Origin of the sequence: Mesorhizobium muleiense (assembly GCF_900099905.1) — a bacterium.
In the GTDB taxonomy this organism is placed as follows: domain Bacteria; phylum Pseudomonadota; class Alphaproteobacteria; order Rhizobiales; family Rhizobiaceae; genus Mesorhizobium; species Mesorhizobium muleiense.
In genome coordinates, this window is sequence record NZ_FNEE01000011.1 from 14,651 (window position 1) to 40,188 (window position 25,538).

Here is a 25,538-nt window from a genome sequence, read left to right on the forward strand (position 1 = left end):
CGATTTAGCCGTCTCCGCTACCACTTGGTCAGCAAGATCAAGTGGTCACTGATGCGTCGAGTGGGTTGGAAATGGCCGTGCCCTGGTTTGCCGACAATTGTGCGGCCATACCCATGGCGACAGCTTTCCAGCCATCATCCAGCGTCACCTCAACCGGCCCCTCGCCCCGCAGGGCGGCGCAGAACCGCTGATGCTGATAAAAGGTCGAGCCGTTGTGATCGCCGGCCGTCAACAATTGTGGGTCGATCGGGATCTCAACGGTGTACGGTCCCTGCGGAAAGCGCGGGCTGACGATCAACTGCGGCGTCGGCGCCGCACCGAGATGAGCTGGCCAGAAGCGGCCGGGACCCGGCACCACGCATTCGACTTTACCTCGCGCACCGACGGCGCTGATCTCCTCCTGGTAGCGGCTGCCCTCTGCATACATGCACAGTTCCAGCATGGCGCGCGCGCCGCTGGCAAAATCGACCAGCACGTAGCCGCAATCCCAGATATCGGGTGTTTCGCCATCATAATGCTCGTCGAGATGGTTCACTTCCTGTCCGGCAGACGCCATGATTCTTACCGGTTCCGATTTCAGGATCAGCCGCATGAGATCGAAGAAATGGCAGCATTTTTCGACGAACGTGCCTCCCGATCGACGGTTGAAGCGGTTCCAGTGGGCCACCTTGTCCAGGAACGGGTAGCGATGTTCGCGGATTGTCAGCATCCGGATGCCGCCGGTGGCGTCCTGCGCCTGCTCGATGAATCGAGCGACCGGCGGCATATAGCGGTATTCCATCGCGACCCAGACTGGTGCGGTGAAAGTCGCGGCGAACGCCTTCACCGCGGCTGCGTCGACCGGATCGGTGAAAAGCGGCTTCTCGACCAGGATGGGCAGCGCACGGACAGCAGCGACTTCCCTAAGCTGCGCGAAATGCACATAGTTCGGACTGGCGATGAGCACGCAGTCGACGCGCGGATCGTCCGCCACCTCCGCGACCGAGCCGGCGATCGATGCATGCGGGGCAAGGTCTGCCGCGCGGGCGCGCATCGTCGCGTCGGGCTCGAAGATCGAAGCGACGCCGACATCGGGCAGCAGCGCGATATTGCGAAGATGCTCCTGCCCCATCATGCCGCAGCCGATGATGCCGTAGGAAATGTGCTTCGCCATAACCGTTCCTTATCGCAGCCGCGCGACATAGCGTGCGACGCCATGATCAAACCAGGTCCTGGAAAACTCCGCACTGGCGCCGTCTTGCATCCAGCCGGTACGCTCGATGAAGCCGGCGGCGGCGCCCGGCGCGAGGCCGAATTCAGGCAGCGCCCATCCCGGCACCTGGCCGACCCCGACGCGGTCCTCTGCACGCAAGATCCAGAAGCCGAGCGCCTTGCGGTAGTAGAGATAGAGCGAATCCGACAGTTCTTCGATAGCAACCGTCTCCACACGGGCACCGTCGAGCCAGATCTCCTCCAGCGCCGCCGGCTTGCCGCTGAGGCTCCGCAGCCGTCTTATTCTATGGGCCTCGCTGCTCGACCCGAACACCGGCAGGTCCATCGGTTTCGCTAGCCGATCGACTGACAGAACGCGCGCGGTCGGCAGCCCGCCTCCCTCCAGGAGTTCCAGCCGGAACATCGAATAGACACTGGCCACGTCGGGTTGCGACCGTACGTAGTTGCCGGAACCCTGGATGCGACTGAGCAAGCCCTTGCGCTCGAGATCGCCAAGCGCCTTGCGCAAAGTACCGACCGCTATTCCGAGCCCCGCAGCCATGTCGCGCTCCGGCGGAAGCTTCTCGCCCTCAATCATCCGCCCGGCCGCGATCTCGCGAATCAGCATTTCGCTGACCTTTTGATGCATCGGAAGCGCATAGGCGTTTCTGGACGTGGTCACACTGTCTCCAAAGCAAAATTGATACACTATTGATCTACACAAACACGAATGATATGCAACAGGGAAATCCAGTCTCTGACAACGAGGAGTGCCGACATTGACGGTCGTTCCGGTGACGTCCGCAGATCTCGATGCTGCTGAAGTGTCGTGGTTTTCTGCTTTGTGTTCCGATGATTTCCGCTATCTCGGCGTACCGGATGGTACGCTGCGGTCGAGTTGGGAGCATTGCTCCGATATCGTCAAGACAGCCGAAGGACTGGGCTTTCGCAATATCCTGTGTCCCTCGTCCTACCAGGTTGGCCAGGATACTCTGTCCTTCGTGGCGGGCTGTGCTCCGATAACCCATTCGATCAACCTTCTCGCGGCGGTGCGTTGCGGCGAAATGCAGCCGATCATGCTGGCGCGCACGCTCGCAACGCTCGACCACATGCTGAAGGGCAGATTGACGGTCAACATCATCTCTTCCGACTTTCCCGGCGAACTCGCCGACAGCCGCTTCCGCTATCAGCGTTCGCGCGAGGTCATCGAGATCCTGCGTCAGGCCTGGACGCGCGACGAAATCGACCATCAGGGCGAGGTCTACCAATTCGGGAAAGTAACCGCCGACCCCGCAAAGCCCTACCAACAGAATGGCGGGCCGCTGCTCTATTTCGGCGGCTATTCGCCCGACGCGCTCGAACTCTGCGGCGCACAATGCGACGTGTATCTGATGTGGCCGGAGGCGAAGGACGTGTTGGCGCACCGCATGCGTGATGTTCACGAGCGTGCAGCCGCCCATGGCCGCACTTTGGATTATGGCCTGCGCGTCCACGTGATTGTGCGCGACACCGAAGCCGAAGCCCGCGACTATGCCGAGGAGCTGGTTTCGAAACTCGACGACGAGCAGGGCAGCGTTATCCGCGGCCGCGCACTGGACGCGACATCCCTGGGCGTCGCCCACCAGGCAAAGAACCGCGCCGGCGCCGACGCACAAGGCTATCTCGAGCGGCATCTGTGGACCGGCGTTGGCCGCGCACGCTCCGGTTGTGGCGCCGCGATCGTCGGCTCGACCGATCAAGTCATGTGCGAGATCGAGGAATACCGGAAAATGGGCATCCGCGCCTTCATCTTCTCCGGCTATCCGCATCTCGACGAGGCCCTGTCCTTCGGCAAGCGCGTGCTGCCGAACATCAACACCTGCTCGCTGCCGCATGTCTATGGCCGGGTGCCGGACATCACCCCGGCGACTCCGCTCGGAACCGGGGAGCGGCGATGATGATGCTGCGAATGCGCGTCAACGAGATTGAAGCTTCCACCGCAGCCCTTGGCCAGGAGGGCGCCTGATGTACCACTTCCTCAACCCCGAGCAGCAACCGATGAAAAGCTTCGTGCCCGGCCCCGACCGCAAGCGCGAGTTCCGCGACGCGCTCGGCCGGTTTGCGACCGGTATCACCGTCGTCACCACGATGACGCCTGATGGTCCCGTCGGCATCACCGCGAACAGCTTTGCATCGGTGTCCCTCGACCCGCCGATCGTGCTCTGGTCGATCGGCCGGCATTCGAGGCGCTTTGCCGCCTTCGCAGGTTGCGAGCATTTCGCGGTTCATGTTTTGGGCGCGGAGCAGATCGAGCTGAGCCAGCGCTTCGCTCGCGTCGGTCAAGCCTTCGACGGCCTCCCGCACGACCTGAACGATGCCGGCGTGCCGCTGCTGGGTGACTGCCTGTCGCGGTTCGAATGCGTCCGGATCTCCGGGCATGAGGGCGGCGACCATTTGATCGTCGTAGCCCGCGTAACCGCCGCGACCTTGCGAGACGGCGAACCTCTGCTTTTCTTCGGCGGAGGTTACGGACGCTTCGACGACGGTTCGAACGTGACCCCATCGATGTAGTGATGGCCTGGCCCGGACAGCCGTGTGAACCATACGTCTCAGGCGCGAACCGGGCCGGTCGACTGGCGTTGCACGATATGGCAGGCGAATTCGATACGGCGCGGCGGCAGGTCCCCGCCGAGATCGGCGAGCAGCAGGTCGAGCGACGCCGCCCCGATCTCGCGCATCGGGATATGCATCGTCGTGAGCGGCGGGTTTTGGAAAGCTGCCTGCGGAAGGTCATCCATGCCCATGACCGACACGTCGGCAGGCACCTCGTAACCCGACTTCCGGATCGCCATCATCGCGCCGATAGCGAGGCTGTCGCCCGCGGCGAGCACAGCTGTGAAGTCGAGGCCGCGCGTCTCGATGCGCCGCGCGATCGCTTCCGCCGCAAGGTCCGGCAGCCAATCCGCCACCTCCACGGCCAGGTCGCCGGCCGCCAGGCCGCGCTCTCGCAGTGCATCTTGCCAGCCCTCGAAGCGACGCTCGATCGTGCGCCGCCCGCGTCGCATCAGGAACAGGATGCGCCGGTGGCCGAGGTCGAGCAGGTGCTGCGTCGCGAGATGCGCCGCCGAGCGGTTGCATGGCGTCAGGCTCGAATGGTGCATCGCCGGGTCGTCGCCGTTTATGAGCACGATCGGCTTGCCGAAACCGCCGGTCAGCGTCAGCACCGCCTCGTCGTCAAGCGTCAGAAACAGGCAACCGACGACGCTCTTGTCCTGGCTGGCCTCATTGAGCAGCGCGATCTGCTCACCGGCGTCGGCGATCGAGCGCGACACCAGCTCGACACCGAGAGTTTTTGCGCGCTCGTTCAGTCCGTCGAGCACATAGAAGGTGAACTGGTTGCGGCCATAGTCGATCCTCGCAGCGTTGCTTGCGGCGAGGATCACCTTGCGGCCGGCGATCGACGTGGGGATCGTGTAGTTCAACTTCCTGGCGGTTTCGATGATCGTCCACCGAAGGTCGCCGCGCACGCCCTTGCCGCCGGCAAGCGCCCGCGACGCCGTGCTGACGGATACGCCACAGCGCGCGGCGACGTCTTCGAGCCGCACGCGCCGGCTGGGCGTGCCGCGCTTTCCGCTTTCGACCTTGACGACCATAGGCTGTTTCCTCACCAGGCCTTCATGCTGCAAAAAAATTTCAGATTGCGCAATAAAAATTCCTGTGGCACCCATTTGCCCGACATCGCGCAAACTTGGGAGGAGTGGTGGCGTCGTCCATGAGAGATATGCGCTCAAAGCTCGACCTGCTCGTGCGCGGCATGACCGGCCTGCGCCATGACGGCCGTTTCGACGAGCCCAACCTCGACGGCACGGCCGGCGACTACATCAGCTTCGATTCCTGGGAATGGCCGCAGGGTGTAGGCCTCTACGGCCTCGTTTGCCTCTGGCGGCACAATCGCGACCCGAAACTCCTGAAGACAATCGAAGACTGGTACGGGCGCCATTTAAGGGCGGGCCTGCCGCCGATGAACATCAACACCACCGCTCCGATGATGGCGCTGGCATTGCTCTGGGGGGAGACACGCGACCCGCGCTGGGAAACGCCTCTCTGCCAATGGGCCGAAAGGCTGCTTCGCGACATGCCTCGCACGCCCGAGGGCGGGTTCCAGCACAATGTCTCAGACAAGATCAACGACGACGAATTGTGGGACGACACGTTGTTCATGGCCGGCCTGTTCCTCGCTTTCCACGGCCGCGCGGCCGGCCGGCAAGCTTGCATCGACGAGGCTGTTCGCCAGTTCCTCGTCCATGCGCGCTATCTCGCCGACCCGAAAACCGGCTTGTGGTTCCATGGCTGGACATTTGCCGGCCGACATAATTTTGCCGGCGCTCTCTGGGCCCGCGGCAACGCCTGGATCACGGTCGGCATCCTCGACCTGATCGAAAATGGCGGTGTCGGCAAGCCAGTCGAAGCCTATCTGCTCGGCGTGCTGGAAGCGCAGATCGAAGCGCTGCTGCGCCTGCAGGCGCCATCGGGAGCATGGCACACTTTGCTCGATGACCCGACCTCCTATGAGGAGATGTCGGCCACCGCCGGCATCGGCTATGGTCTCATGAAAGCTGAGCGCCTGGGCTTCGGGCCCGAGGCGTGCGGTCCAGCGGGCCGGCGCGCACTCGACGCGGTGCTGGCCAGCATCGATGAGAACGGCGTGCTCGGAAACGTTTCCTATGGCACCCGCATGGGCCATGATCTCCAGTTCTACCGCGACATCCCGATCCAGCCTACCGGCTACGGCCAGGCCCTTGCGATCCTCTGCCTCACCGAGGGGATGATCCATGCCGAAGCTGACGAGGCAGCGGCATGACGATGCGCGTTCTCTTCGGCGCCGGTCCGGGCGACATCGATGGCTACGGGACGGAGCGGCTACGCGCCGAGTTCCTGGTGGAGCGGCTGTTCGAGCCCGGCCGCATCGCCTTCGCCTACACCCATGTCGACCGCATGATCGTCGGCGGCGCGTGCCCAACCGGAGAGAAGCTGAGTTTCGGCGATGGCGCGGACGTCGGCACGCCGCATCTGTTCACCGCGCGCGAGATGGGCATCGCCAATCTCGGCGGCGCAGGAACGGTGAGCGTCGACCAGCAGCGCTTCGCGCTCGCCAACCGCGATGTGCTCTATGTCGGGCGCGGCGCTAAACAAGTGACGCTCGAAAGCGACAGCGCCGCGCAGCCCGCCTGGTTCTATATGAACTCGGTTCCGGCCGGCGCAGACATCAAGCATCGGCTGATCACGAAATCCGAGGCGAAGCCGCTCGAACTCGGCGAGGAGCGACGCGCCAACAAGCGCACATTGCGCATGTACATTCATCCGGAAGTCGCGCCTTCCTGTCTGCTGCTGATGGGCATCACGGATCTCGCTGCGGGCAGCGTCTGGAACACCATGCCCCCTCACCTGCATGAGCGGCGCATGGAAGCCTATCTCTATTTCGATCTCGCGGCGGAAGATCGGGTAATCCATCTGATGGGACGGCCGGACAATACCCGCCATCTGATCGTGGCCAATGGCGACTGTGTCATCTCGCCGGCCTGGTCGATCCATATGGGCAGCGGAACCGGCCCCTACGCCTTCGTCTGGGGCATGACGGGCGAGAACCAGGCCTATAACGACGTGTCGCCCGTGCCCGTTGAGACGCTGCGATGAACAGCGTGGAACCGATCAAGCACGATCTTGCGCTGCGCCGGCCGCTCGCGCTCGGCGGCCCCGTCGTTTATTGGCTCGTCGGCCCGACGTCCGAGCAGCGCTACGATGTTGCAGATCAGCCGATGCAAGGGGAGATGGATCCCTTCTTCTTCCTGACCAAGCACAAGAATTTCATCCCGCACGAATATCCCTGCCGAACCGAGTTTGCCGCCGAACGCCGCGGGAAACGGCCCAAGCCGCAGGGCGTGTTCGAGCCGGACCGTGTTTGGCTTCCGTTCGGCTCGCCGCGCGTCGACCTGTCGGGCTTCTGGTTCCGCCCGACCGTGGTCGCCACCTGGGCAAGTACCGTGCTCGACGCAGACTCGGACGGCCGGGCGCGGCTGCGGCTGCGCACCTGCGGCGGCGCCGTTTTGTTCGTCAACGGAATAGAGGCCGGCTGGATGGCGCCCTACGGGCGCAACCTCGAGGCTTCCCAGGATTTCGAGGTCGATCTCGTCGCCGGCGCCAACGAGATCAGCATCTGGTTCGACGATCTCGCCGAGCGTGACGCACGCTACTTCTTCCAACTCGACTATCTCCGGGGCCCAGCTGCCGAACAGGTCTTGCCCACGACCGTCAAAGACGACGTCGCGGCGGCCATGGAAGCCGCTCTCGACGCGATGCATTTCGAGCGTCCATTTTATTCCGGCGGCGAAGTGGCGCTGGTGACGGATGTCGCGCTGCCGGTTGCCGTGGATGTAGCTGTTGTGATCGAGGGCGACTTCATGTCGATCGAGGCGCCCGTGATCTTCCGCCGCCGCATCGAAGCGGGGGCAAGACGCATCACGATTGCCGCCACGGAAGACCTTCCCGCCGACTTCCGGCATTTTGCCGTATCGCTCTCATCTTCAGGCTTTGTTGCCCGGCGGGTCTTCGGCGTCGAGATCTGTCATGCGGCGCGTCAGGGCCGCGCCCCCGCCATCCTTGCCGACAGGATCGGCGAAGCCCTGGAACAGGTCTCCAGTTTCGCCGAGGCCGATACCGTGCGGGCGCTGGCGCGGCTGGCGACGGGCCGCGGCGGCCCTGAAACCGACGCCATCATTGCTGCCGCACTGCCGGCGATCGAGGATTGCCACGATTGCGCCGATTTCATCCTGGTTCCACTGCTCTGGTGCCGTCGTGCCTATGGCGACAGGATCGCGGTCGATCTGCGTCACCGCATTGACGAGGCGATCCTCAATTATCGCTATTGGATGGATGAGCCGGGCAACGACGTGCAGTGGTACTTTTCCGAAAACCACGCGCTTCTGTTTCACACCGCGGCTTATCTCGGCGGCCATCTCCTGCCCGATGCCCGCTTTGTCCGCTCGGGGCGCACCGGCGCGGAGCAGTCGACCGTGGGCCTTGCGCGCGTGCGCGCTTGGCTCGATCATTTCGAGGCATGGGAAATGGCGGAATTCAACTCCGCGCCTTATTTCCCGATCGATCTCAAGGGATTGACGATTCTTTACGCGCTTGGGCCAGATGCCGATGTGCGCCGGCGTGCCGGGGCTGCGATCAACCGCCTGCTCGAGATCGTCGCCCGCTCGGCTCAGCAGGGCATGCTTACCGGCGCGCAGGGCCGCTCCTACGAACACACGCTGCGCGCCGCCCGTTCGCTGGAACTTTCCGGCATTGCACGCATGCTGTGGGGCAAAGGTTTCTACGGCATGCGCTTCCACGCCCTGCCGCAGCTTGCGCTCTGCCTGCGCGACCATGGGCTCCACGTCCCGCAAGAACTGACCGGCATCGCCTGCATGGCCGGCGACGACGCGCAGGAATGGTGCTTCGCGCAGGGCCAGAACCGGATCGCCAAGCTCTACCACTACAAGACCCGCGATTTCGCCATGGGAAGCGCAGCAGCCTATCGCTGGAACGAATGGGGTTATCAGGAAACGGTGCTGCACCTGCGCCTCGGCGGCAATCCCGACGCGCAGATATGGATCAACCATCCGGGCGAGACGATTCATTCGGGTTATGGCCGGCCGTCCTACTGGGGCGGCTCCGGATCTCTGCCGCGCGTGCATCAATACCGCGACCTGGCAGTTGTGCTGTTCAGCTGCGCTGCCGAGCAGCCCGACTTTACCCATGCCTGGTACCCACAGAGCGCGTTCGATGAAGCGAGAGTCAAGGAACACATCGCTTCGGCGCGCGGCGGCGATGGGTTCGCGATGCTGAAGGCCGACAGCGCCTTCGAGTTGGTCGGTCGCGGGCCGACCGCTGGAAACGAGTTGCGCGTGCCGGGCCATCATGCCGCATGGATCATCCGCTTGGGCCGGCGCCGGCAATACGGGTCGCTGGAGGAATTCGAGGCGCAGTTTTCTCCGCTCGCGCTCGGCCACGGAAAAAACGACCTTCTGCATGTCAATGACCCGGAATACGGCGACGTGCTGTTCCATCCGGATGGCCGCATAGAGGCTGAGGACCGTGTCGTCGATCCGGCCGACTGGCAGGTCACGGGCGAAGCCACGTACTTCACGGCCGACGCCATCGCAACCAGGTGAGGATTGGATCAAAAGGAGCCCGACAAGCAGCAGCTCGGACAGCGACAATCAAGCGGTGAAGACCGCAAAAGCGGAGGAGTGAACCATGAGAATGAATTCGATAATCCTGGGCCTTTCGGCGGGCCTTCTGTCGTCGACCGCGTTCGCAGGCGACGTTCGCGTGATGTGGTACTCGGACGGTGTCGAGGGTGAGGTCATACAAGACCTGCTCAACCGCTTCATGAAAGACAATCCGGACATCAACGTCATTCTCGACAATGTCGCCTACAAGGTTGTTCAGGAGCAGCTTCCGGTCGAACTCGAGGCAGGACGGGGTCCCGATATCGCCCGCGTCACCAACATCAAGGAACTCGCCGATCATTGGCTCGACCTGACGCCTGTGGTTGCCGATCCAGCATACTGGCAGACGAATTTCGGCGACCAGTTCGACTGGATGCGCCCTGACGGTTCCAAGATCATTCCGGGCTTCATGACCCAGATCACGCTGACCGGCGGCTTCGTCAACAAGACGCTTTTCGAACAGGCCGGCGTGCCGATCCCGGCCGACACCGCAACCTGGGACGAATGGGTCGACGCCGCCGGCAAGGTGCAGCAGAGCCAGCAGCTCAACGCAGCCTTTGCCATCGACCGCAGCGGCCATCGTATCTCGGCGGCGAACGTCTCTTATGGCGCCAACTACATCGGCGGTGATCGACTGCCGGCGCCGATCGACGCCGGCACGAAAGCCTTCGCCGAAAAGCTGGTCAATTGGGTTGCCGACGGCCGCATGAACAAGGAAATCTGGGTGTCGGCGTCGGGCACCACCTATCGCGCCGGGGCCGACGACTTCATCAATGGGCAGATTGCCTACTATTATTCGGGCAGTTGGCAGGTTGCCAACCTGGCCAGCAAGATCGGCAAGAACTTCGACTGGGTGGCGACGGGCTCGCCGTGCGGCACCGCCGCCTGCACCGGCATGCCGGGCGGCGCCGCGCTGGTCGCCGTCAAATACACCAAGAACCCCGCTGAAGTCGGCAAGGTGATGGACTTCCTGGGCCGCGAGGACATCATGCGCGAATTCACCGAGCGCACCCTGTTCCTGCCCGCACACAAAGGCGTTCTCGCCGGCAAGATCGATTACAAGACCGATGACGAGAACGTCAAGGCGTCACTCGAAGCCTTCCTGAAGGCATCGGGCAAGATCGCGCCGAATGCCGCCGCCCTGCCGGCATGGAAATGGGGAACTCCGGTTTATGGCGCGCTGGTGACCCGCATCAGTCAGGTCATGGCCGGCGAGCTGAAGCTCGACGAGGCTTTCGTCCGCATCGACGAGGACATCAAGGCACAGGTGGCCGAGGCATCGAAGTAGCGTCGCGGCAGTGTCATGGGAGACGTCCGAAACGGCATAGCAACCCGCGCCGGCGCCATGATCCTGGCGCCGGTCGGCTGGCTTGCGAAAGTTTTCGATGCGCCACTGCGCATGTTGCAGCGGCGCACGGGCAGCAATGGCATGGCCGTGTTCTTCCTGGCGCCGAACATGCTGGTGTTCGGCATTTTCGTGCTGTTTCCGCTGGTCATCAACATCCTCTATTCGATGACCGGTGGCGGGGCGCTGTTCCTCGGCGAGCGCACCTTCGTCGGCGCCGATCAGTATGGGCGGCTGTTCAGTTGCGGCAGCTATCTCGACCCGAAGAGCTGCACCGAGGACCTGTTCTGGATCGCGGTTTGGAACACCCTGGCCTTCGTCGTGCTGCAAGTGGCGATGATGGTCGCCGTGGCGCTTGTCACCGCACTCGTGCTCAACCGTGAGTTGCGTGCGCGCAGTTTCTGGCGCGCCGTGTTCTTCTTCCCTGTGCTTTTGTCGCCGGTCGTGGTCGGTCTCATCTGGCGCTGGATCCTGCAGCGGCAGGGACTGCTCAACCTGATGGTGTTCGAGGCCGGCGGAACCCCGGTCAACTGGCTGGTGGAGCGCAACTGGGCCTTCACCGCCGCGATTATGGTGTCGGTCTGGGCCCATGTCGGCTTCTATGCGCTGATCCTTCTCGCCGGCCTTCAGGCCATTCCGAAAGACCTCTATGAGGCCGCCGAGATGGACGGCACGCGGCCCATGCGCGTCTTCTGGCGCATAACGCTGCCCTTGCTGGCGCCCAACCTGCTGGTCGTGCTGGTGCTGACACTCATCCGCGCCGTGCAGATATTCGATGAGATCTATGTGCTGACCGGAGGCGGTCCCGGGACCAGCACGCTGTTCCTCACGCAGTACATCTACGAGGTCGGCTTCGCCTCGATGCTGCGCAATCCGGGGCTCGCCTCCGCGGCCTCGATCCTCATGGGAGCGGTGCTGGTCGTGCTGACCTTGATCCAGCTGGGCATCGCAAGGCGCAACGAGCAGCGGGGCAAAATGCGATGAGCAGGGTTGCGGAATTTCTGTTCCGCCGGCGCGGCGGCGCCGGCTGGCACTGGACCGACGTTTTCACCTGGTTCTGGCTGATCGGCGGGCTGATTGTCATGTTCGGCCCGGCGCTGTGGCTGGTCAACTCGTCGTTCAAGACGCCTGCGGCGCTGGCCGAGTTCCCGCCGACTGTTTTGCCCTATGTCACCGCCGAAGCTGTCGTGGAAGGGTATGAGGAGCCGCTGCAGCTCTTCGAAGTGCGCAATGACGACGGCAGCGTGCGCGTGCTCGCCGAAGTGCGCCGCCTCGGCACCGTCGCGCAGATGGTCGATCCCGCCAACCCGGGCGAGATCATACGCGTCAACATCAAGAACCGTACGCCCAAGCGCAGCATTGCCTTCGCGCTCGACAATTATGTCCAGCCTTTCCTCGCCTTTGACTTCTTCCTTTATCTGCGCAACTCGGTCTTCGTCACCGTGGTCGCCACCCTGATTACGCTCCTGACCAATTCGATGGCTGCATTCGCACTGTCGAAGTACAATTTTCGGGGACGCTCCGCTGTGATGATGCTTATCGTCGCGACGCTGATGGTGCCGCTCTCCGTCATCCTGGTGCCGCTCTATTCGGTGATCTCGGCAATGGGACTGTTCAATTCGCTATGGGGCGTGATCCTGCCCACAGTGGCGACGCCCACCGGCGTCTTCATGCTGCGCCAGTACATGCTGACGATCCCCGACGAGCTGATCGATGCAGCGCGCATGGACAAGGCGTCGGAATGGCAGATCTACTGGCGCATCATCCTGCCGCTGACCGCCCCGGCGCTGGCGGTGCTGGCGATCTTTTCCGTCGTCTGGCGCTGGAACGACTTCCTCTGGCCACTGATCGTCCTGTCGCGCAAGGAGGTCTATACGCTGCAGGTCGGTCTCAACACCTATGCCGGCCAACTCAATGTGCAATGGCATTACATCCTGGCCATGACCGTCGTCACCATGATCCCGGTCGTGCTGGTGTTCATTTTCCTTCAGCGCTTCATCACCACCGGCATTGCCGGCTCCGGTCTGAAATAGAGGCTATCATGAGCCAGATCACACTTACCGGCGTATCGAGGGCTTTCGGCAAGGTCGGCGTCCTGCACGACATAAATCTCGACATCCTTGACGGCGAGCTGATCGTCTTCGTCGGCCCCTCCGGCTGCGGCAAGTCCACGCTGCTACGGCTCATCGCCGGGCTTGACCGGCCGACAGGCGGCGTCATCGCGATCGACGGCAAGGACGTGACCACCGTTCCGGCCGCAGACAGGGGATTGGCGATGGTGTTCCAATCCTACGCGCTGTACCCGCACATGAGCGTGCGCCAGAACCTGGCCTTCGGACTGGAGAACGCCCGTATGGCTCGCGCCGAAATCGATGCGCGCATCGCCGAAGCCGCGCGGATGCTTGAAATCGCGCCATATCTCGACCGGCGCCCCGGCCAGCTCTCCGGCGGCCAGCGCCAGCGCGTCGCGATCGGCCGCGCCATCGTGCGCAATCCAACCGCTTTCCTGCTTGACGAGCCGCTGTCCAATCTCGACGCCGAGCTGCGCATCTCGACCCGCGCCGAACTGGCCGCGCTGCACGAGCGGCTGTCGGCGACGATGGTCTATGTCACGCACGACCAGATCGAGGCGATGACGCTTGCCGACCGCATCGTCGTGCTGCGCGCCGGCCGCATCGAGCAGATTGGCACGCCGCTCGAGCTCTACAACCATCCGGCCAATCTGTTCGTCGCCGGTTTCATCGGTGCACCGCGTATGAACTTCCTGCCGGTAAAGGTGGCACCCGGGGGCGCTGGCCAGTCAAGCCTCACGTTGGACGGTTCAGCCGGATTCGAGATCGACGGGAACGTCAGCGCGGCCAATGGCGACGTGACGCTCGGGCTGCGGCCACATCACATCAGCCTCGCCGATGCCGGAAAGGGAGACGTTGCGGCCCGCGTCGCGCTGGTCGAAGCCCTCGGCTCCGAGACAATCGTCCACACCAGGACAAGCGGCGGCCAGACCATGCTGGCGGTCGTCGCCGGCCAATGCCAGGTGGCTTCAGGCGACACGGTGGATCTAAAATTCGATACCAGCCATCTGCATCTTTTCGACGACACCGGCCTGCGCATCGCTGTGAGTTAGAAGTTGGTTAGCCCCGTCTGGGATGGCGTCGGAGAATGAATGGGCGTCCCGACATGACCCTGGATCGTGCTCGTGCGAGAAAATCAAACTGAATGCTGCGGGGAAAGCGAAGCTCGATTGGCCCACTTCAGCGCGAAGTTTGACATAAGTCATTGATATTAAAAGATTTTGGTAGGCCCGGAGGATGTGCCGGGACCGTTGATTTCATTGGCTTTCTCGTGGGCCAAAATCAGAAATCTTCCCGTATCGCTCCGTATGGTTCCGCGCCTAAGCAAAGGACGCTGCACAAGATGGGGCTTCATGCAGGTCTGAGCCCCCGACCACTGTGGCGAGCGAGCAATCTTGGGTGAGATGAGCAATGCTGGCCGCAAGCTCCATAGGTCCACCTAGGTGTTCAAGCACCTGGCGGGCAAGCGACTCCGACTCCTCCTTGGAAAGAGGCGGTACGTCGATGACGCTCAGACGGTCTCCAGAAAAGGAATAGCTGCTTGCCTGGGCCCGGATATGCTCAACTCCATATCGTCGGAAGACAATGAGCAATTTTACACGACCCACGTTGGCCGCGGCGTAATTGAACAATGGCTGGAGACTTGTCGCTGTCATGAGCATCATCGACGACGAGGAGCAGGTCACCGGAACCAAGCTCTTCTAGAGACACCTTGGTGATCTCCATTGTCGGTGAGACAAGCCTGATCCTAGTCGCAGACTGATCGGCGGCGATTTGGTCCAGAATGGCTTGGAGCTCGAGATTTGCCGCCGCCGCCAGACCCCGTTACCAGCGTCACGCCAACGTCCGGATTCTTGTGTGCTTCCAAGGCTTCAGCAAGGGGAGCTTCTCTGCCGACCAGCTGCCAAGTATGGGTGAACAAGGTTTCCTTGCGTGCGAGAGCCGCAAAGAATTCCTGAGCCGTTTCCCACGGACTTGTGGGAGAGACGCCGAGAAGGCTATTGTCGATGTAGTTATCAGCATCCCAAAGGCTTCGGGTCGTTCCTAATATTCGGTTCAATCCGCTCAATGACGGGCTCGAACGCGGCATTAGCGACTTCGATGAGCACAGATCGATCAGCCCCGGCGACTGGCAGGGACGCAATGATGGCATTGGGATCCATGAGAGGATGATCCTTTTGGAGTGGCGTTTGGGACATCAGCCTGCGGTCGCCATGCCGACGGTGGTTCTTAGTGTGGTGGCCAATCGAGCCCAGGCGCTACCCTATGCTTACATGCGCACAGGCAGGATACGTGAGAATTTCGCAGATGCGGTCCAAAGCAGATGGGGCAGCACCTGCGGGCAGTCCGTCATCCAGGTCCTGCAAGGTGGGAGCTGAGTTGCTTACCTCAGCAGTGCCGCTCGCCCGCGCTATGGCCGGCAGTTCTAAGCTTTAGAGGAATAATGCGGGGCCGTTTTCGGATGAAAACGCCGATTGCCAAACGCCGCACCGGCTGGAATTTTTCGCGCTCAGCCTCTCCGTAAGCCGTAAAAGCGCGGAAAATTACGTGTCGCTGAATTTTCCGCGCTTTTGGATTCACGAGCGGGAATTTTCCGCGCTTTTAAACTGATCGGAGCTATTTAAATCGCTTGAGAATCCATCCGTTGCTACAATATCAAAGAGCGCACGGGGCAGACCGACACCAACTGGAGGCAAAGCAATGGAAGAGATTCAGAAGCGCCGCGTCGGCCGCCCAATTGGCAGCGGCGTCAAGAACAACGATCAGGCCCTTGCCAAGGTCGCAAGTATCTTGCTGGATAATCCTTCCATGAAGGCGACTTCAGCCATGAGGCGGGTCCTCAATGATATGTCCAGCTCGCGGAGGGAGACAGACGTTACCTTGATCCGTCGATGGCAGGGGCGCTGGAAGCTGAACAGACAGAAATTCATGAACGAAGCGGCGGCAACGAGAGCTGCAAGGACGGCGAGAGCGCCCTCGCGCACGACGTCATCGATCTCCGACTCGGCTAGCGAGTACCTTATGCGGAAAGCCAAAGAGACGGCGAGTATGTACAATTTTTCGGAAGCATCTGCTCTCCAAAAGGCCGCGGCTGGATACCTCGATACGCCCCTCAGGAAAGAGGTACATGGTGTTTTAGACTCACTGGCGCTGAGGACGGCGCTGGGTCTTCACGAATCGTCCATTCAGCGAGAATTGCGGCGCATGACGGATTCCACTGTCATGGAACGATGCTGAAAGCCTTGGAGGAGCAGGATCGCTTCCTTGCCGAGCTGAAAAAATGGGGTTGAGGCTACAAAAACTGCCCAATAACGGCAATTGACGCCAAGGCAGCGCGCGACCGGTTCGCGAAGGACAGATTTCGGCCCCAGCCGGGACTGAAACGACGCATTTTGTAGGTATAATTTTCTAAGATGGCGCTTTTGCAATTGACGCCTGCAAGGGTGCCTCATGCTTGCGCCGTAAAACGCAACACGAGCGCAGACGGTTCAGTCTGTCGTTTGAACCTGGAATCTGGTGAAGGCAACCGAACCAATGGACAAGATCACAATCGACTTCTGGGGCTTTGCAATAACGGCCGAAGGGTTTTACGGCGTCTTGGCCGCGTCGGGGCTGGTGATGGCCATTGTCATTGTGTTGAAGGTCGGGAGGCGTCGGGGTACCTAAGGCTGCTTCTCGGCAAGACGGAGGGCATCGATGTGCGAAGCCAGTATGACATTGTTAAAGATTGGGCACTCCTATCCGACGACGAGGCGATGGAAGCCGAGATCGAAGGCACGGCAAGGACGCTACCACGTCGGTCGCCTAGTGTCCCTTGGAAGTGTCTGGCAATCGTGAAGATGCCGAATATCGATTCTGGTTCGATCTGTTTTTGAGACTTTCCAGAAAGGACGACGTCGGGTGGGCTTAGCCCGTAGGAGACTAACCTAACCAATCTGTCCCAGTTCGCATGGGACGCCACTCCCGCAAACGATAGCGGCTGCTCTTCGTGCTTCACACGCTAAGCTGTAAAGTCAAAGCCGACGCCGTACCTCCGTTCTATGACCCACTCGGGGACCAGCATCCCGCCATCGGCCAACGCGTTGCCTTTGCGATTGGCAAAAGGATTGGCGGAAAGGGCCATGAACGAGGATGACGACACCCTCTTCTTGGTCTTCGATGAAACCGAACAACCCGAAAACGCCGCCAGGTGAGAATGATGGCGAAGCGCCAGAATAGCATTGGTCTCCTTAGCCTCGAACCTTCCGCCAAGGCGGACTACCCCAAAGACTTGACGTCGCAGTCCTCCGACGGCGGAAGCCTGCGCCCGTATCGTTGGTGAAGACGAAACGATTGTTTCGAAACTTCAGGAACGAGGGCCACGTTGGCGGAACCGGCCTGACAGTTCTCACGTGGATAAGCACGTCGTCATGCTCCCGAGCGTCGGGGGCATCTACGACTGCGTAGTGAGTATGAGTTTCGGTTCTGCCGTCGGCTACCGCCATAACCACGTCAAACCGACTCGGGGGTCGCAGATGCGCAACTGAGATCGCTATAGCTTGCACATCATCCCCAGAGCTACGCTCGCCAAAGTACAGATTTGCCGCGCAGTTCAGTACCTGCTGGTGGTTGCACGCAAGAATGTCCGCCGTATTTGACACATCGATCCAGCCACCGACGTGCTCGGCTTGATAGACGTCGCCATCCAGGAGAACAGCCAACAGCGTTGGCGAAAGCGGCAGGAAGAGAAGCGCACCTGCGCTGGAGATTCCAAAAGATCTGTGCTGCGCATGCCTGTGCTGTTGATGCCAGCGGTTGGCGAGAGCAGCAGGGTCATCTGATGTGAGAAACGGCACCGAGGTAAGGTTGCGAACAACCCGCACCTTTAGATCGTCTACGACGCTCATCGTTTTGGCGTAGTGATGCATCGCCGAGATCACCGCACTTTTGACGGCCTCCTTGAAAGACGGTTGTTCGAAGTCCGCACCTTTGACTGACGTGGCAGCGAAAGCAAACTCCGCGGATCGACGCGCGGCGGCTTCTGTGCGGACATGCTGCAGGTAGGCGAAACGCCTGAGGATTGTGGCATGAAGATCCTTGATGACCGCACGTGGCTTGAGCAACGACGAAACGCAGTCGCCATAGTGTCCCTCGACGGTCTGGATTGCGGTTTCGAGCCTTGGGTCCTGCCCGTAGAAGTAATCCCTGGAACACTGATTCTTCACCGGGGCATCGAAGAATGATTGGTTGCGATCAAGGTTAAACAGGTGAATGGCTTTGCCTTCGGCACACACGCTGAAGGGCGATAGATGTACCCGGGGAACAAAGTGCTGGTTCTTGTTCTCCGCCATGCAATTGAGCGATCCGCCATTCCGGCACTGCCGTGGGGGCGCTCAAACACCCGCGCCAAGCCGTTGCTATCACACAGAGCTTCCAGCGGGAATGTACGTCTCAGGCCCGCCCTTCCTGGCACTCAATCGAAGAGACGTGACGAACGCCGTCGCAGGGTGGCGTTCGTTTCACGAAGCGTCAGACTTGGATGCGGCCGACGCGCTGTCCCGGGAGGACGGCTCCAAAGGAGACGGCGTGCAGGGCTGGCTTGTCCCCAACACGGGAGCGCAGCGAAGGAGCGGGCAGGAACGGGACAAGACGGCCGCGCCGGCTAGACCCGAGTAACCTTCCGATACCATGCCAAGGCGTCCGAAGGCCGGCGAAAAAGAATAGCGGTCGATCCTCGCTCAGGGCGAACCAGTAGTTCCGCTGAACATGAAGTCGGCGCGCGAGAAAGTGCCATCCGTGCGGTTTTATCGAACACGGGGATATGCTGCGCGATCTCCCGTTCCTTGACCAACCAGGCGAGGTTCGCTGCCGATCCGTAGGCGCTGTCGGCGGCCAGATGCGTCGGCTTCTGGGCCGCAAGCGGACTATTTGTTTTCGGGTTGGCCGGTCTAGAAACGGACTAACACGTCCAGCATAGCGCGGACCGCTTGGCGCCAACAGCCGTCCTGAGAACTGTCCGGTTGACTCCCCGCGGTTCGCAAGCGAATTTTCATCCAGGAGGTCGACAGATCTAACGGCGCGGGTCAACGGCGAAGGCGACCTGAATAAGAGCGTGCCTGCCAACACGATCCCCACGGAGCAATCACCGATCCCTAACTAGGGACGTCGCAAACCCTCCAGCCCTCTGGCTACCCAATTCGCGCTCTGTGTATGCGGTGAACTGTAGCAATCTCTGCCAAAAGAGTTCTTCAACCCGAGTCGAGGCAAATTCTTTGGACAGTTCTCCGATGCGTCTTGCAGTGTAGCGGATGTGGCTACACTCGTCGCCACTTAACTTGCATAGCGTTCGACCCAGCATGTCTAGGTTACGGTGCGGGCAATATGCCTCGAGCACGGGCTCCAACAACTTCTGGTGAATGCGGGTCCTCACCTCACCGAGGTTCACCTGAATCAAATAGTCGAGCACCCTCCAGGTTTCGAGGCTAGCGGCCTCGACCTGGCTGTGCTGCATGGGGGGAAACTGGGTCTCAACGGCCCCGCGCACATTATCTGGCAATGCGTCTGGAAATACCAGATCGGCGAGACGAAGGTACATTCGGCAATGACCTGCCTCATCCTCGACATGCTGGCTCAGATCGTCAACAAGCCCGGCACTTGTGCAAGCGTTGGCAATCTTCGCTAAGTCGCGGGAACCCTCGCCCTCTTTGATCGCATTCGAGACAAGCGACTGCAGCACCCATACCGGGTTCTCAATATGCGACCTAAAACTGTTGCCGTAGTCGGCGAGGAAGTATGGCGGCACGTGACGTGCAACAGCGTCGCCAAACAGCCGAAGGTAGTCGCGCGTTGCTATGTCGCCTTGTTCGTCAAGGGCAGTTTCAACAAAACGCGCGACGTAGTCCATTGTCATTTTTCAACTTCGAGCGGGCCATTGCAAGCGATAAAAGGGGCCATGCCGTCCTTGAAGGGTGAACTGCTGATACCGATTATCCCTGCGTTGATGGCAATGTTGTCGACCTTCAGGGTTGTCCCATCGACATAACCGGAAATGCGTATGCCTTTACCTCCAGCGAGGGACCTGAGGGCCTTAGCTTGATCTTCACTCAGTTCGAAGGAAAGCGGTGCTTCAGACATAGTCGAAAACTCCTTTGCCATAGAATTCACTGAACGCCGTTATAATTGCAAATCTTGCGATGGGAGACAATTGCAAAAGGACACGCTTCAAAGCAGAAGCGCCGCCAAACTCTTCAAGGTCAGCCAAGAATGTCCTAGTATCCGCCACAACGATTGCAGGACGCTCCCAACGCTCTTGCCCAACGCTGTAAATGATCTCTGCCAAGTGGTTATCGAACCACCAACGCGACACCGAAATGCTAACTGAGAGGGATTGGACGTAATGCCAGTAACTGGGAGGGATATGCAGGAGGTCGCATGGACCGACGATTGCATGACGTAACGACGGCACGCGTTGCCAGACATTGGGGTCCGTCGGCGAGGCATCGCAATGGTGCCCTCGCACTGTGGCGCCGTCCGTGAGCGCGAAGGTATCCCGTGGGTGGCAGACTGCAACATATTTCCACCCAAACAACTGAATGAAGTAATTATGGTTCGTGACGTGGTCGTTGTGGTTATCTTGATGAAAGGTTTGCACCGTTCCTGGCGGACCGATCCATATGTTGTCGAAGTATGCCGGCTCGCGTGATCGAGGTGAAACAGGCAATCGATGCGCGATGTCGACGAAGGACGCGTCACTCTGCCTGAGATAAAATTCAGTTGTGTCGAGACCAGCGAGATAATCGCCCAATCTCTGTTGCGCCCGGAGGTTCCGCCATCGTTCCTTATGCTCGAGCGTGACCAAGCGCGTCCCATGCCGTGCCGCGATACGCTGGGGTGTGAGGAGGGCAGCAAGTTCATCCAGAGCGGAAACGTCTCGCGACACCCAGGGAGTTTCCATCAGCTCTGCTGCGCACTTCATTCCGATGATGGGGATGCAACCTATTTCCCGAAATCTCACATCGGGACAAACGTATGACAAGTCTGGAGGAGCCGTCTGCAACATCCTCAGCCTCCAAGGGCAGCAACATATCCGCTTGGCAACTGGTCAGCATCGAACGCGGTCCAAGGGATATGATAGTGCACTCGGCTAAGATCCGACTGCCCATTTGCTTGCCATCGTTCCCGATGGGCTGCCAAGGTGCCGGCAAATTCGAGGCCCAGATCACCGAACACGACTATGTCGCGGCCGTGATAAAGCGCGCCCGAGCGGCGCTCGCTATCGATGAGACCGAAAGAGTAGTGTGTGAGGTCGAATGTACGCTCGACGCCTAGGTTCACAGCGCGGAAATTCGGTTCAGCGCCAAAAAGGTAGCTCCGGAATGCCAAAGAATCCAAAACAGGGTGACCAAAGCCTCGGCCCTTTTCAATATGCAAGAAGGACTTCGGTCGCGGATCAATAAGCTTTTCAAGCGGGATGTACCATGTGTCCTCATCTGCAATGGAACCGGTTGTAGGGACGGACACGGACATCCTAGCGCCGACCGTGAGTAGTCCTTTCTCGGTTGCTAGGAAGATCGTAAAGCAGTCCCCGCCACCCGGAATCGCTACAGGCATAGCGAGCATGCCTCCCGGCACCCGCAACGCCTCGCGAAGCAGTCGCGGGATGCCACGAAACGCAGAAGTGGCTATTATGACGTCGAAGAGACCCAGCTCGGGTAGTCGATCGACCCAATCACCTAATTGCACGCGCACACCAGAAGTGCCGATGAGGGCGCGCTGTGATTGATCGAAGAGGTCGGGAATAATCTCGCAACCAAATATCAGTGGGACGTCTCCTTCCCTGCCGGCTAGCAAGGAGAGTACTGACACCAGATAACCAGTTCCTGTTCCAATTTCGTATATGCGCTTCCCCCTCAGATCGCCGAGTTCTCTGATTATCCACCTAAGAAACGTTCGATCCGATATTGCTGAGAGAGTTGTCCCATCTGCGTCTGAGAACGTTCGAATAGGACCATCAAAACGCTCATGCCCCCTCGGGGCAAATCGCGCTATGTCCACCCCCGCGAAAGCGGCGTTGATGTCAGTATCGCCCATGGCACTAGGTTTAGCTAATTGATCTTACCTTAAGCTAATAGAGAGCGTCAGTTCGCACCGCGATGCAAGCACTTTTGCCAATACTAGTCTCCAGCTATCCATTTCAGTTGAACCCACATTCCATGCCTGTTCATGGCGCGACCGCGACGGCGCGCGTTGTCAACCGAAATGTCTGCTTCCGGGCAGAGGTAAAGTTCGCCTCTATGGCCGACACGAGGCGCAAAAGCTGCCAGGCGGCGTTGGGCCGTTGCAGGTTGGCAGTTTTAAGGCACAAATAGTCGGAAACGAACGTTGAGGCACCCCGCTAGGCATAGTCGTGACCTGACCCAAAGCTACCGTTTCGGCCAACACGGAAAAGCCCTCCAAAAGGGCCTCGCACTCAGTTCGCCATAGGCCGATTGCAGTGCGACGAATAGATCGCTTGCTGCGCTCAAACCCGGCTACAGCGAGAAATTCGCTACTGGTGCGGCATCGTGATGCCGGCCGCGGTCGGCGGCAGCGTGGTCGGTGCCTGCCAATTAACGTCGACTTTGCCCGACGCGGTCAGCCCTTGCGGGAGAAAGGCGGCCTGATCGAGCCTAACGACAAGGACGTAGTCACGGCGCTGTCCTGTCGGTGTGATCTGGATCGACCCCTTCTGTCCCAGCGTTGTAGGGATCTTGCCCTTGGTCAGTTCCAACTTGAACCACAGGGGGACCGTACCTGAAAACACCGGCGTGACGACATGGGCGAGCATGTAGATCGGCTGCGTGAGCCGCACATGGTAGGTTGTGCTGTCGCCATTGGGCGTATCAAGCGATGTCGACCCCGTCGCCGACTTCGCGCCCAAGGTAACCAGCGCGCCGCCGATTGGAATGGTGCCGCTTATCTTGCAGAACTCTACTTTGCCGCCGACCACTAAGCCGGCAAGGCCAAGTGTATTTTGAATGCGAAAAGCGAGGCCGTCATTCTCATTCCAGCTGTGATCGATATGATCGACGTGGAGCGCGCCGTAGAAAGCTTCGTTGAATGCCGGCACAACCTCGAAACCAATGCGACCTGGAAGCGGCCAAGGGCAATCGGTCCAAGTTCGAGCGATATAGCCCGAGTAGCCGTACGATTGATCGTCATCGTGCGATCGTTAAATCCAAGATTGTTGAATGCCTCGATCGTGTCTTCGATTGGCCTTCCGTGACGTCGAACTGGACATCCTGGCCTGCGCGCCCGCGGTACGGTGCCGCCATTCTTGAAGTGACCAGTGTAGCGCTCGCGGGGAAATAGGAAGCCATCGCTGCCGATTTAGTATTTCTGAAGGTCGGATTATAGTCTTTGCAGGCCATCTCGCTCAGAATAATTCGCGGCGGAGGGCACGTAGCAAAGATGGGTTCGCAAGCTCGATCAACGGCATCTTCTCTGTCGAAACGCCAACAGTGACGCGCAGTAGAACCGCGAAGGCGTGACGAACGAGATCGAGAGAGTGATCGTCGGCCCAATAGTCGCTGGACGGTCTCTTGCGCGTTCTCGCCCAAGTTGGTGGCACGCCATGAGCGATGTCATTCCTGATCGCAAATGCAAGACTGGCCGCATTGGACCATGTCTGAAGAAGGGTGCGCTCGTCTCCCGCTGGCAGCGGTTGACGCGAATGTTTCAAGCATCCCGATCAAATCAGAGATCATCTTCGCGTCGGTCTCGGGTCGAATGCCCTTTGGATTGACGCCCTTGAGCTTCCACAACGCCGCTCCAGGTGATGTTCGATGCTGGCGGCGAAGATGATGATCGGCGCAATGCGCTGGCCAACCAGCGGCTTCAACCCAAGCCGCTCTTCGAGGGTATCGGCCCTTCCATAGGTCATTCGCGATCTCGCGACACCTTGCCCGGACGGGGCGGACCATACATTTTTGCGGCAGCATCCTTCAAGATCCATTGTCGAGCATCCGCTCCGCCGGCAGCTTCTTGAGCCGCGCGTTCTCGTCCTCCAGCGCCGTCAGGGGACGGGCGTCGGACAATTCCATCCCGCCAAACTTCGCCTTGAACTTATAGAAGGTCGCTGCCGAAATGCCGTGCTTGCGGCAAAAGTCCGCCGTATTCGCACCGAGAATGTCTCGGGGCTTGAAGATCGATCAATCGAACCAACGTTGTGGATAGGTGGCAGAGCGGTCGATTGCGCATCCCTGATAAGGAGGTGGACCTTCATCGGTCTCGTGGGTTCGAACCCCGCCCTGAATTAGAAAAGCCCGCTCCTGGATTCAGTCGAGCGGGCCCTTAAAGGCTATTTTGTTTTCGGCTATGGTCCGCGGGTCACTTCGATGTCGACCGTCCGGATGGGCCCATTTCCCTTGCGTTTTGGCCCTTCGACATTCTGCTGTTTGAAGACATTGGAAACATCATTTCCGTTTGACCCTCAACCCGCTTGCGGCCAAGCTTTTGTGGCGAAACAGCCGGCTGTCTTCCTACTTCCGGAAGATCTATCATCCCCCAGGCGTTCGACGGGCGTCTTCTAAATCTGGACTTTAGGAACTTGCTTTGAGCGCGGGCCGACCTCACCCTCGGATGCAGCCTCTCTCAGCATCGGTGCCGTTGGTGGATCAAGGCAAACCAAAACGCCAATCTCTGCGCTCTCCAGTTTGTGGATGGCGTCGACGCCAACGTGCAGTCCACCTTTTCGGACACAACCAGTTCGCCGGAAACCAAACTCCTTGGCGCTCTTCTGAATGAGGCCAAAACTGCTTCATGTCTGTCAAACCGGCGCTATTTCTTTTTTTTCACCCTTTGCGTAAGAGCGGATCCCGCGACCGATTTGACTGCCTTTGAGGAGCTGTTAGAACGAAGCAACTTGGATGCCGTCGAAGCAACTTTCTTGCTCGTAGTCTCATTGGGTTTCTTCGCCATTGGTTTTCCCCGCGCGGTTGAGTCGGAGTAATACGCATTGTGATGCGTCTGCAATCAACTGCCGGAGAGCACTGTCCCCAACTTTCATTTTCCAACACTCGGTCCGGTTCCGCAAACAACCAAGCGGAGCAGGAACTATGCTCGCCTTCATTGCCTTTCACCTTTTGTCGGTCGGCATCGGCTGTTCTGCCGTCCTCCGTGATCAGCCACGCTAAGGCACGCAGGAATTCGAAATATGCGAGCACATCTTCGATGAAGATGTTGGCGATGCAACGTTTCTCATCACAGTATTTGACAAGGTAGCCGTTGCGACCGCCGAGCCTGCTGCCGTTTAACCAAAGACCAAGTCTCGCTGTCCATGTCGGCAATCTCTCATGATTGGTGAGATCGGCGACGGCGTAACTGCGAAGCCGGCGGCGCTTCGCGTCCTCGGCTGTGAGCGTGATCTCGCGGCGCTTCGCCTCCGCCGCGATCTAGCCGCGCCGGCCGATTAACGCGTCAATTGGCGCAAGGTCATTGTCAGCGCGCAGCTTGAGATATTCGAGCATCGAGAAGCCTGCAGCAAGGATCGCCTGTCGGACCTTATGCAGCGCCTGCTCGATGGATCCCATTGGTGGTGCGGTCCTGACATAATCCGCAGTGAAATGCCCTTGAGTCTTCACGTCAGTAGGCGAGGATACGTGGTCGCAATTGAGGGCTGTACGAAACCTCGAAAAGTTGCGCGATTGTTGGCCAGTA

The 25,538-nt window shown here is 60.1% G+C and carries 21 protein-coding genes and 2 pseudogenes; 11 read left to right on the forward strand and 12 right to left on the reverse strand.

The window, feature by feature from the left end; translation table 11 throughout:
- Positions 1–37: 37 nt before the first annotated feature.
- Both BLT09_RS19265 and BLT09_RS19270 read right to left on the reverse strand, forming a co-directional pair.
- On the reverse strand, positions 38–1,153 hold the full coding sequence (locus tag BLT09_RS19265) for a Gfo/Idh/MocA family protein (protein ID WP_091595730.1): 1,116 nt from the start codon (positions 1,151–1,153) through the stop codon (positions 38–40).
- A gap of 9 nt (positions 1,154–1,162) precedes the next feature.
- Positions 1,163–1,840, reverse strand: coding sequence for a GntR family transcriptional regulator (locus BLT09_RS19270; protein ID WP_091595890.1), 678 nt, complete (start codon positions 1,838–1,840; stop codon positions 1,163–1,165).
- Positions 1,841–1,970: 130 nt separating this feature from the next.
- Between BLT09_RS19270 and BLT09_RS19275 the strand changes: the two genes are divergently transcribed.
- Positions 1,971–3,128, forward strand: a complete 1,158-nt coding sequence (locus BLT09_RS19275) for an LLM class flavin-dependent oxidoreductase (protein WP_091595732.1) — start codon at positions 1,971–1,973, stop codon at positions 3,126–3,128.
- Positions 3,129–3,195: 67 nt separating this feature from the next.
- Positions 3,196–3,741: a flavin reductase family protein gene (locus tag BLT09_RS19280; protein ID WP_091595734.1), complete on the forward strand. Its 546-nt coding sequence runs from the start codon at positions 3,196–3,198 to the stop codon at positions 3,739–3,741.
- Positions 3,742–3,779: 38 nt separating this feature from the next.
- On the opposite strand, the gene BLT09_RS19285 is transcribed toward BLT09_RS19280, so the two are convergent.
- Positions 3,780–4,823, reverse strand: coding sequence for a LacI family DNA-binding transcriptional regulator (locus BLT09_RS19285; protein ID WP_091595736.1), 1,044 nt, complete (start codon positions 4,821–4,823; stop codon positions 3,780–3,782).
- Between the two features lie 119 nt (positions 4,824–4,942).
- On the opposite strand from BLT09_RS19285, the gene bglB reads away from it, so the two are divergent.
- From bglB to BLT09_RS35495, 9 genes are all read left to right on the forward strand, one after another.
- Positions 4,943–6,031 carry a beta-galactosidase BglB gene (gene bglB, locus BLT09_RS19290; RefSeq protein WP_091595738.1) on the forward strand — a complete coding sequence of 363 codons (1,089 nt, stop codon included), beginning with the start codon at positions 4,943–4,945 and terminating at the stop codon, positions 6,029–6,031.
- Positions 6,028–6,864: a 5-dehydro-4-deoxy-D-glucuronate isomerase gene (gene kduI, locus BLT09_RS19295; RefSeq protein ID WP_091595740.1), complete on the forward strand. Its 837-nt coding sequence runs from the start codon at positions 6,028–6,030 to the stop codon at positions 6,862–6,864. The genes bglB and kduI overlap by 4 nt, the downstream gene beginning before the upstream one ends.
- A complete protein-coding gene (locus BLT09_RS19300; protein ID WP_236473703.1) occupies positions 6,861–9,386 on the forward strand; it encodes a hypothetical protein in 2,526 nt (841 codons plus the stop codon). Before kduI ends, BLT09_RS19300 begins: the two co-directional genes overlap by 4 nt.
- Positions 9,387–9,471: 85 nt before the next feature.
- Positions 9,472–10,734, forward strand: a complete 1,263-nt coding sequence (locus tag BLT09_RS19305; RefSeq protein ID WP_091595742.1) for an ABC transporter substrate-binding protein — start codon at positions 9,472–9,474, stop codon at positions 10,732–10,734.
- A gap of 15 nt (positions 10,735–10,749) precedes the next feature.
- A complete protein-coding gene (locus BLT09_RS19310; protein ID WP_091595744.1) occupies positions 10,750–11,775 on the forward strand; it encodes a carbohydrate ABC transporter permease in 1,026 nt (341 codons plus the stop codon).
- Positions 11,772–12,824 carry a carbohydrate ABC transporter permease gene (locus BLT09_RS19315; protein WP_091595746.1) on the forward strand — a complete coding sequence of 351 codons (1,053 nt, stop codon included), beginning with the start codon at positions 11,772–11,774 and terminating at the stop codon, positions 12,822–12,824. Before BLT09_RS19310 ends, BLT09_RS19315 begins: the two co-directional genes overlap by 4 nt.
- A gap of 8 nt (positions 12,825–12,832) precedes the next feature.
- Entirely contained in the window at positions 12,833–13,915 is a 1,083-nt protein-coding gene (locus BLT09_RS19320; protein ID WP_091595748.1) for an ABC transporter ATP-binding protein, read from the forward strand.
- A gap of 1,648 nt (positions 13,916–15,563) precedes the next feature.
- Positions 15,564–16,100, forward strand: coding sequence for a hypothetical protein (locus BLT09_RS33755; RefSeq protein WP_126043593.1), 537 nt, complete (start codon positions 15,564–15,566; stop codon positions 16,098–16,100).
- A gap of 297 nt (positions 16,101–16,397) precedes the next feature.
- Positions 16,398–16,529 carry a hypothetical protein gene (locus BLT09_RS35495; RefSeq protein ID WP_268929511.1) on the forward strand — a complete coding sequence of 44 codons (132 nt, stop codon included), beginning with the start codon at positions 16,398–16,400 and terminating at the stop codon, positions 16,527–16,529.
- 563 nt (positions 16,530–17,092) lie between these two features.
- Here BLT09_RS35495 and BLT09_RS19345 read toward each other — a convergent pair.
- From BLT09_RS19345 to BLT09_RS34325, 9 genes and pseudogenes are all read right to left on the reverse strand, one after another.
- A complete protein-coding gene (locus BLT09_RS19345) occupies positions 17,093–18,193 on the reverse strand; it encodes a DUF4238 domain-containing protein (protein ID WP_091595756.1) in 1,101 nt (366 codons plus the stop codon).
- Between the two features lie 411 nt (positions 18,194–18,604).
- Positions 18,605–18,747: pseudogene (locus BLT09_RS33765) on the reverse strand (IS5/IS1182 family transposase); the annotation flags it as partial.
- Between the two features lie 237 nt (positions 18,748–18,984).
- Complete coding sequence (locus tag BLT09_RS19355; RefSeq protein ID WP_091595760.1) at positions 18,985–19,746, reverse strand: hypothetical protein; 762 nt, start codon at positions 19,744–19,746, stop codon at positions 18,985–18,987.
- A gap of 2 nt (positions 19,747–19,748) precedes the next feature.
- Entirely contained in the window at positions 19,749–19,976 is a 228-nt protein-coding gene (locus BLT09_RS19360; protein WP_091595762.1) for a hypothetical protein, read from the reverse strand.
- Entirely contained in the window at positions 19,969–20,901 is a 933-nt protein-coding gene (locus BLT09_RS19365; RefSeq protein ID WP_091595764.1) for a cupin-like domain-containing protein, read from the reverse strand. The genes BLT09_RS19360 and BLT09_RS19365 overlap by 8 nt, the downstream gene beginning before the upstream one ends.
- Before the next feature lie 2 nt (positions 20,902–20,903).
- The gene (locus BLT09_RS19370; RefSeq protein WP_091595766.1) at positions 20,904–21,932 is read right to left on the reverse strand and encodes a protein-L-isoaspartate O-methyltransferase family protein; all 1,029 of its coding nucleotides are present in this window, start codon (positions 21,930–21,932) and stop codon (positions 20,904–20,906) included.
- Positions 21,933–22,389: 457 nt separating this feature from the next.
- A complete protein-coding gene (locus BLT09_RS19375; protein ID WP_091595768.1) occupies positions 22,390–22,950 on the reverse strand; it encodes a hypothetical protein in 561 nt (186 codons plus the stop codon).
- Positions 22,951–23,833: 883 nt separating this feature from the next.
- A pseudogene (locus BLT09_RS19380) lies at positions 23,834–24,028 on the reverse strand (transposase); the annotation flags it as partial.
- 1,245 nt (positions 24,029–25,273) lie between these two features.
- Positions 25,274–25,411: a hypothetical protein gene (locus BLT09_RS34325; protein WP_164746654.1), complete on the reverse strand. Its 138-nt coding sequence runs from the start codon at positions 25,409–25,411 to the stop codon at positions 25,274–25,276.
- Positions 25,412–25,538: the final 127 nt, after the last annotated feature.

Coding starts and splice junctions, on each gene's coding strand:
- BLT09_RS19320 (WP_091595748.1), top strand. CDS start 12,833: ATGAGCCAGATCACACTTACCGGCGTATCGAGGGCTTTCGGCAAGGTC.
- BLT09_RS19360 (WP_091595762.1), bottom strand. CDS start 19,976: ATGTCTGAAGCACCGCTTTCCTTCGAACTGAGTGAAGATCAAGCTAAG.
- BLT09_RS19355 (WP_091595760.1), bottom strand. CDS start 19,746: ATGGACTACGTCGCGCGTTTTGTTGAAACTGCCCTTGACGAACAAGGC.
- BLT09_RS34325 (WP_164746654.1), bottom strand. CDS start 25,411: ATGGGATCCATCGAGCAGGCGCTGCATAAGGTCCGACAGGCGATCCTT.
- BLT09_RS19265 (WP_091595730.1), bottom strand. CDS start 1,153: ATGGCGAAGCACATTTCCTACGGCATCATCGGCTGCGGCATGATGGGG.
- BLT09_RS35495 (WP_268929511.1), top strand. CDS start 16,398: ATGGACAAGATCACAATCGACTTCTGGGGCTTTGCAATAACGGCCGAA.
- BLT09_RS19280 (WP_091595734.1), top strand. CDS start 3,196: ATGTACCACTTCCTCAACCCCGAGCAGCAACCGATGAAAAGCTTCGTG.
- BLT09_RS19305 (WP_091595742.1), top strand. CDS start 9,472: ATGAGAATGAATTCGATAATCCTGGGCCTTTCGGCGGGCCTTCTGTCG.
- BLT09_RS33755 (WP_126043593.1), top strand. CDS start 15,564: ATGGAAGAGATTCAGAAGCGCCGCGTCGGCCGCCCAATTGGCAGCGGC.
- BLT09_RS19365 (WP_091595764.1), bottom strand. CDS start 20,901: ATGTTGCAGACGGCTCCTCCAGACTTGTCATACGTTTGTCCCGATGTG.
- bglB (WP_091595738.1), top strand. CDS start 4,943: ATGAGAGATATGCGCTCAAAGCTCGACCTGCTCGTGCGCGGCATGACC.
- BLT09_RS19370 (WP_091595766.1), bottom strand. CDS start 21,932: ATGGGCGATACTGACATCAACGCCGCTTTCGCGGGGGTGGACATAGCG.
- BLT09_RS19310 (WP_091595744.1), top strand. CDS start 10,750: ATGGGAGACGTCCGAAACGGCATAGCAACCCGCGCCGGCGCCATGATC.
- BLT09_RS19270 (WP_091595890.1), bottom strand. CDS start 1,840: ATGCATCAAAAGGTCAGCGAAATGCTGATTCGCGAGATCGCGGCCGGG.
- BLT09_RS19315 (WP_091595746.1), top strand. CDS start 11,772: ATGAGCAGGGTTGCGGAATTTCTGTTCCGCCGGCGCGGCGGCGCCGGC.
- BLT09_RS19285 (WP_091595736.1), bottom strand. CDS start 4,823: ATGGTCGTCAAGGTCGAAAGCGGAAAGCGCGGCACGCCCAGCCGGCGC.
- kduI (WP_091595740.1), top strand. CDS start 6,028: ATGACGATGCGCGTTCTCTTCGGCGCCGGTCCGGGCGACATCGATGGC.
- BLT09_RS19300 (WP_236473703.1), top strand. CDS start 6,861: ATGAACAGCGTGGAACCGATCAAGCACGATCTTGCGCTGCGCCGGCCG.
- BLT09_RS19345 (WP_091595756.1), bottom strand. CDS start 18,193: ATGGCGGAGAACAAGAACCAGCACTTTGTTCCCCGGGTACATCTATCG.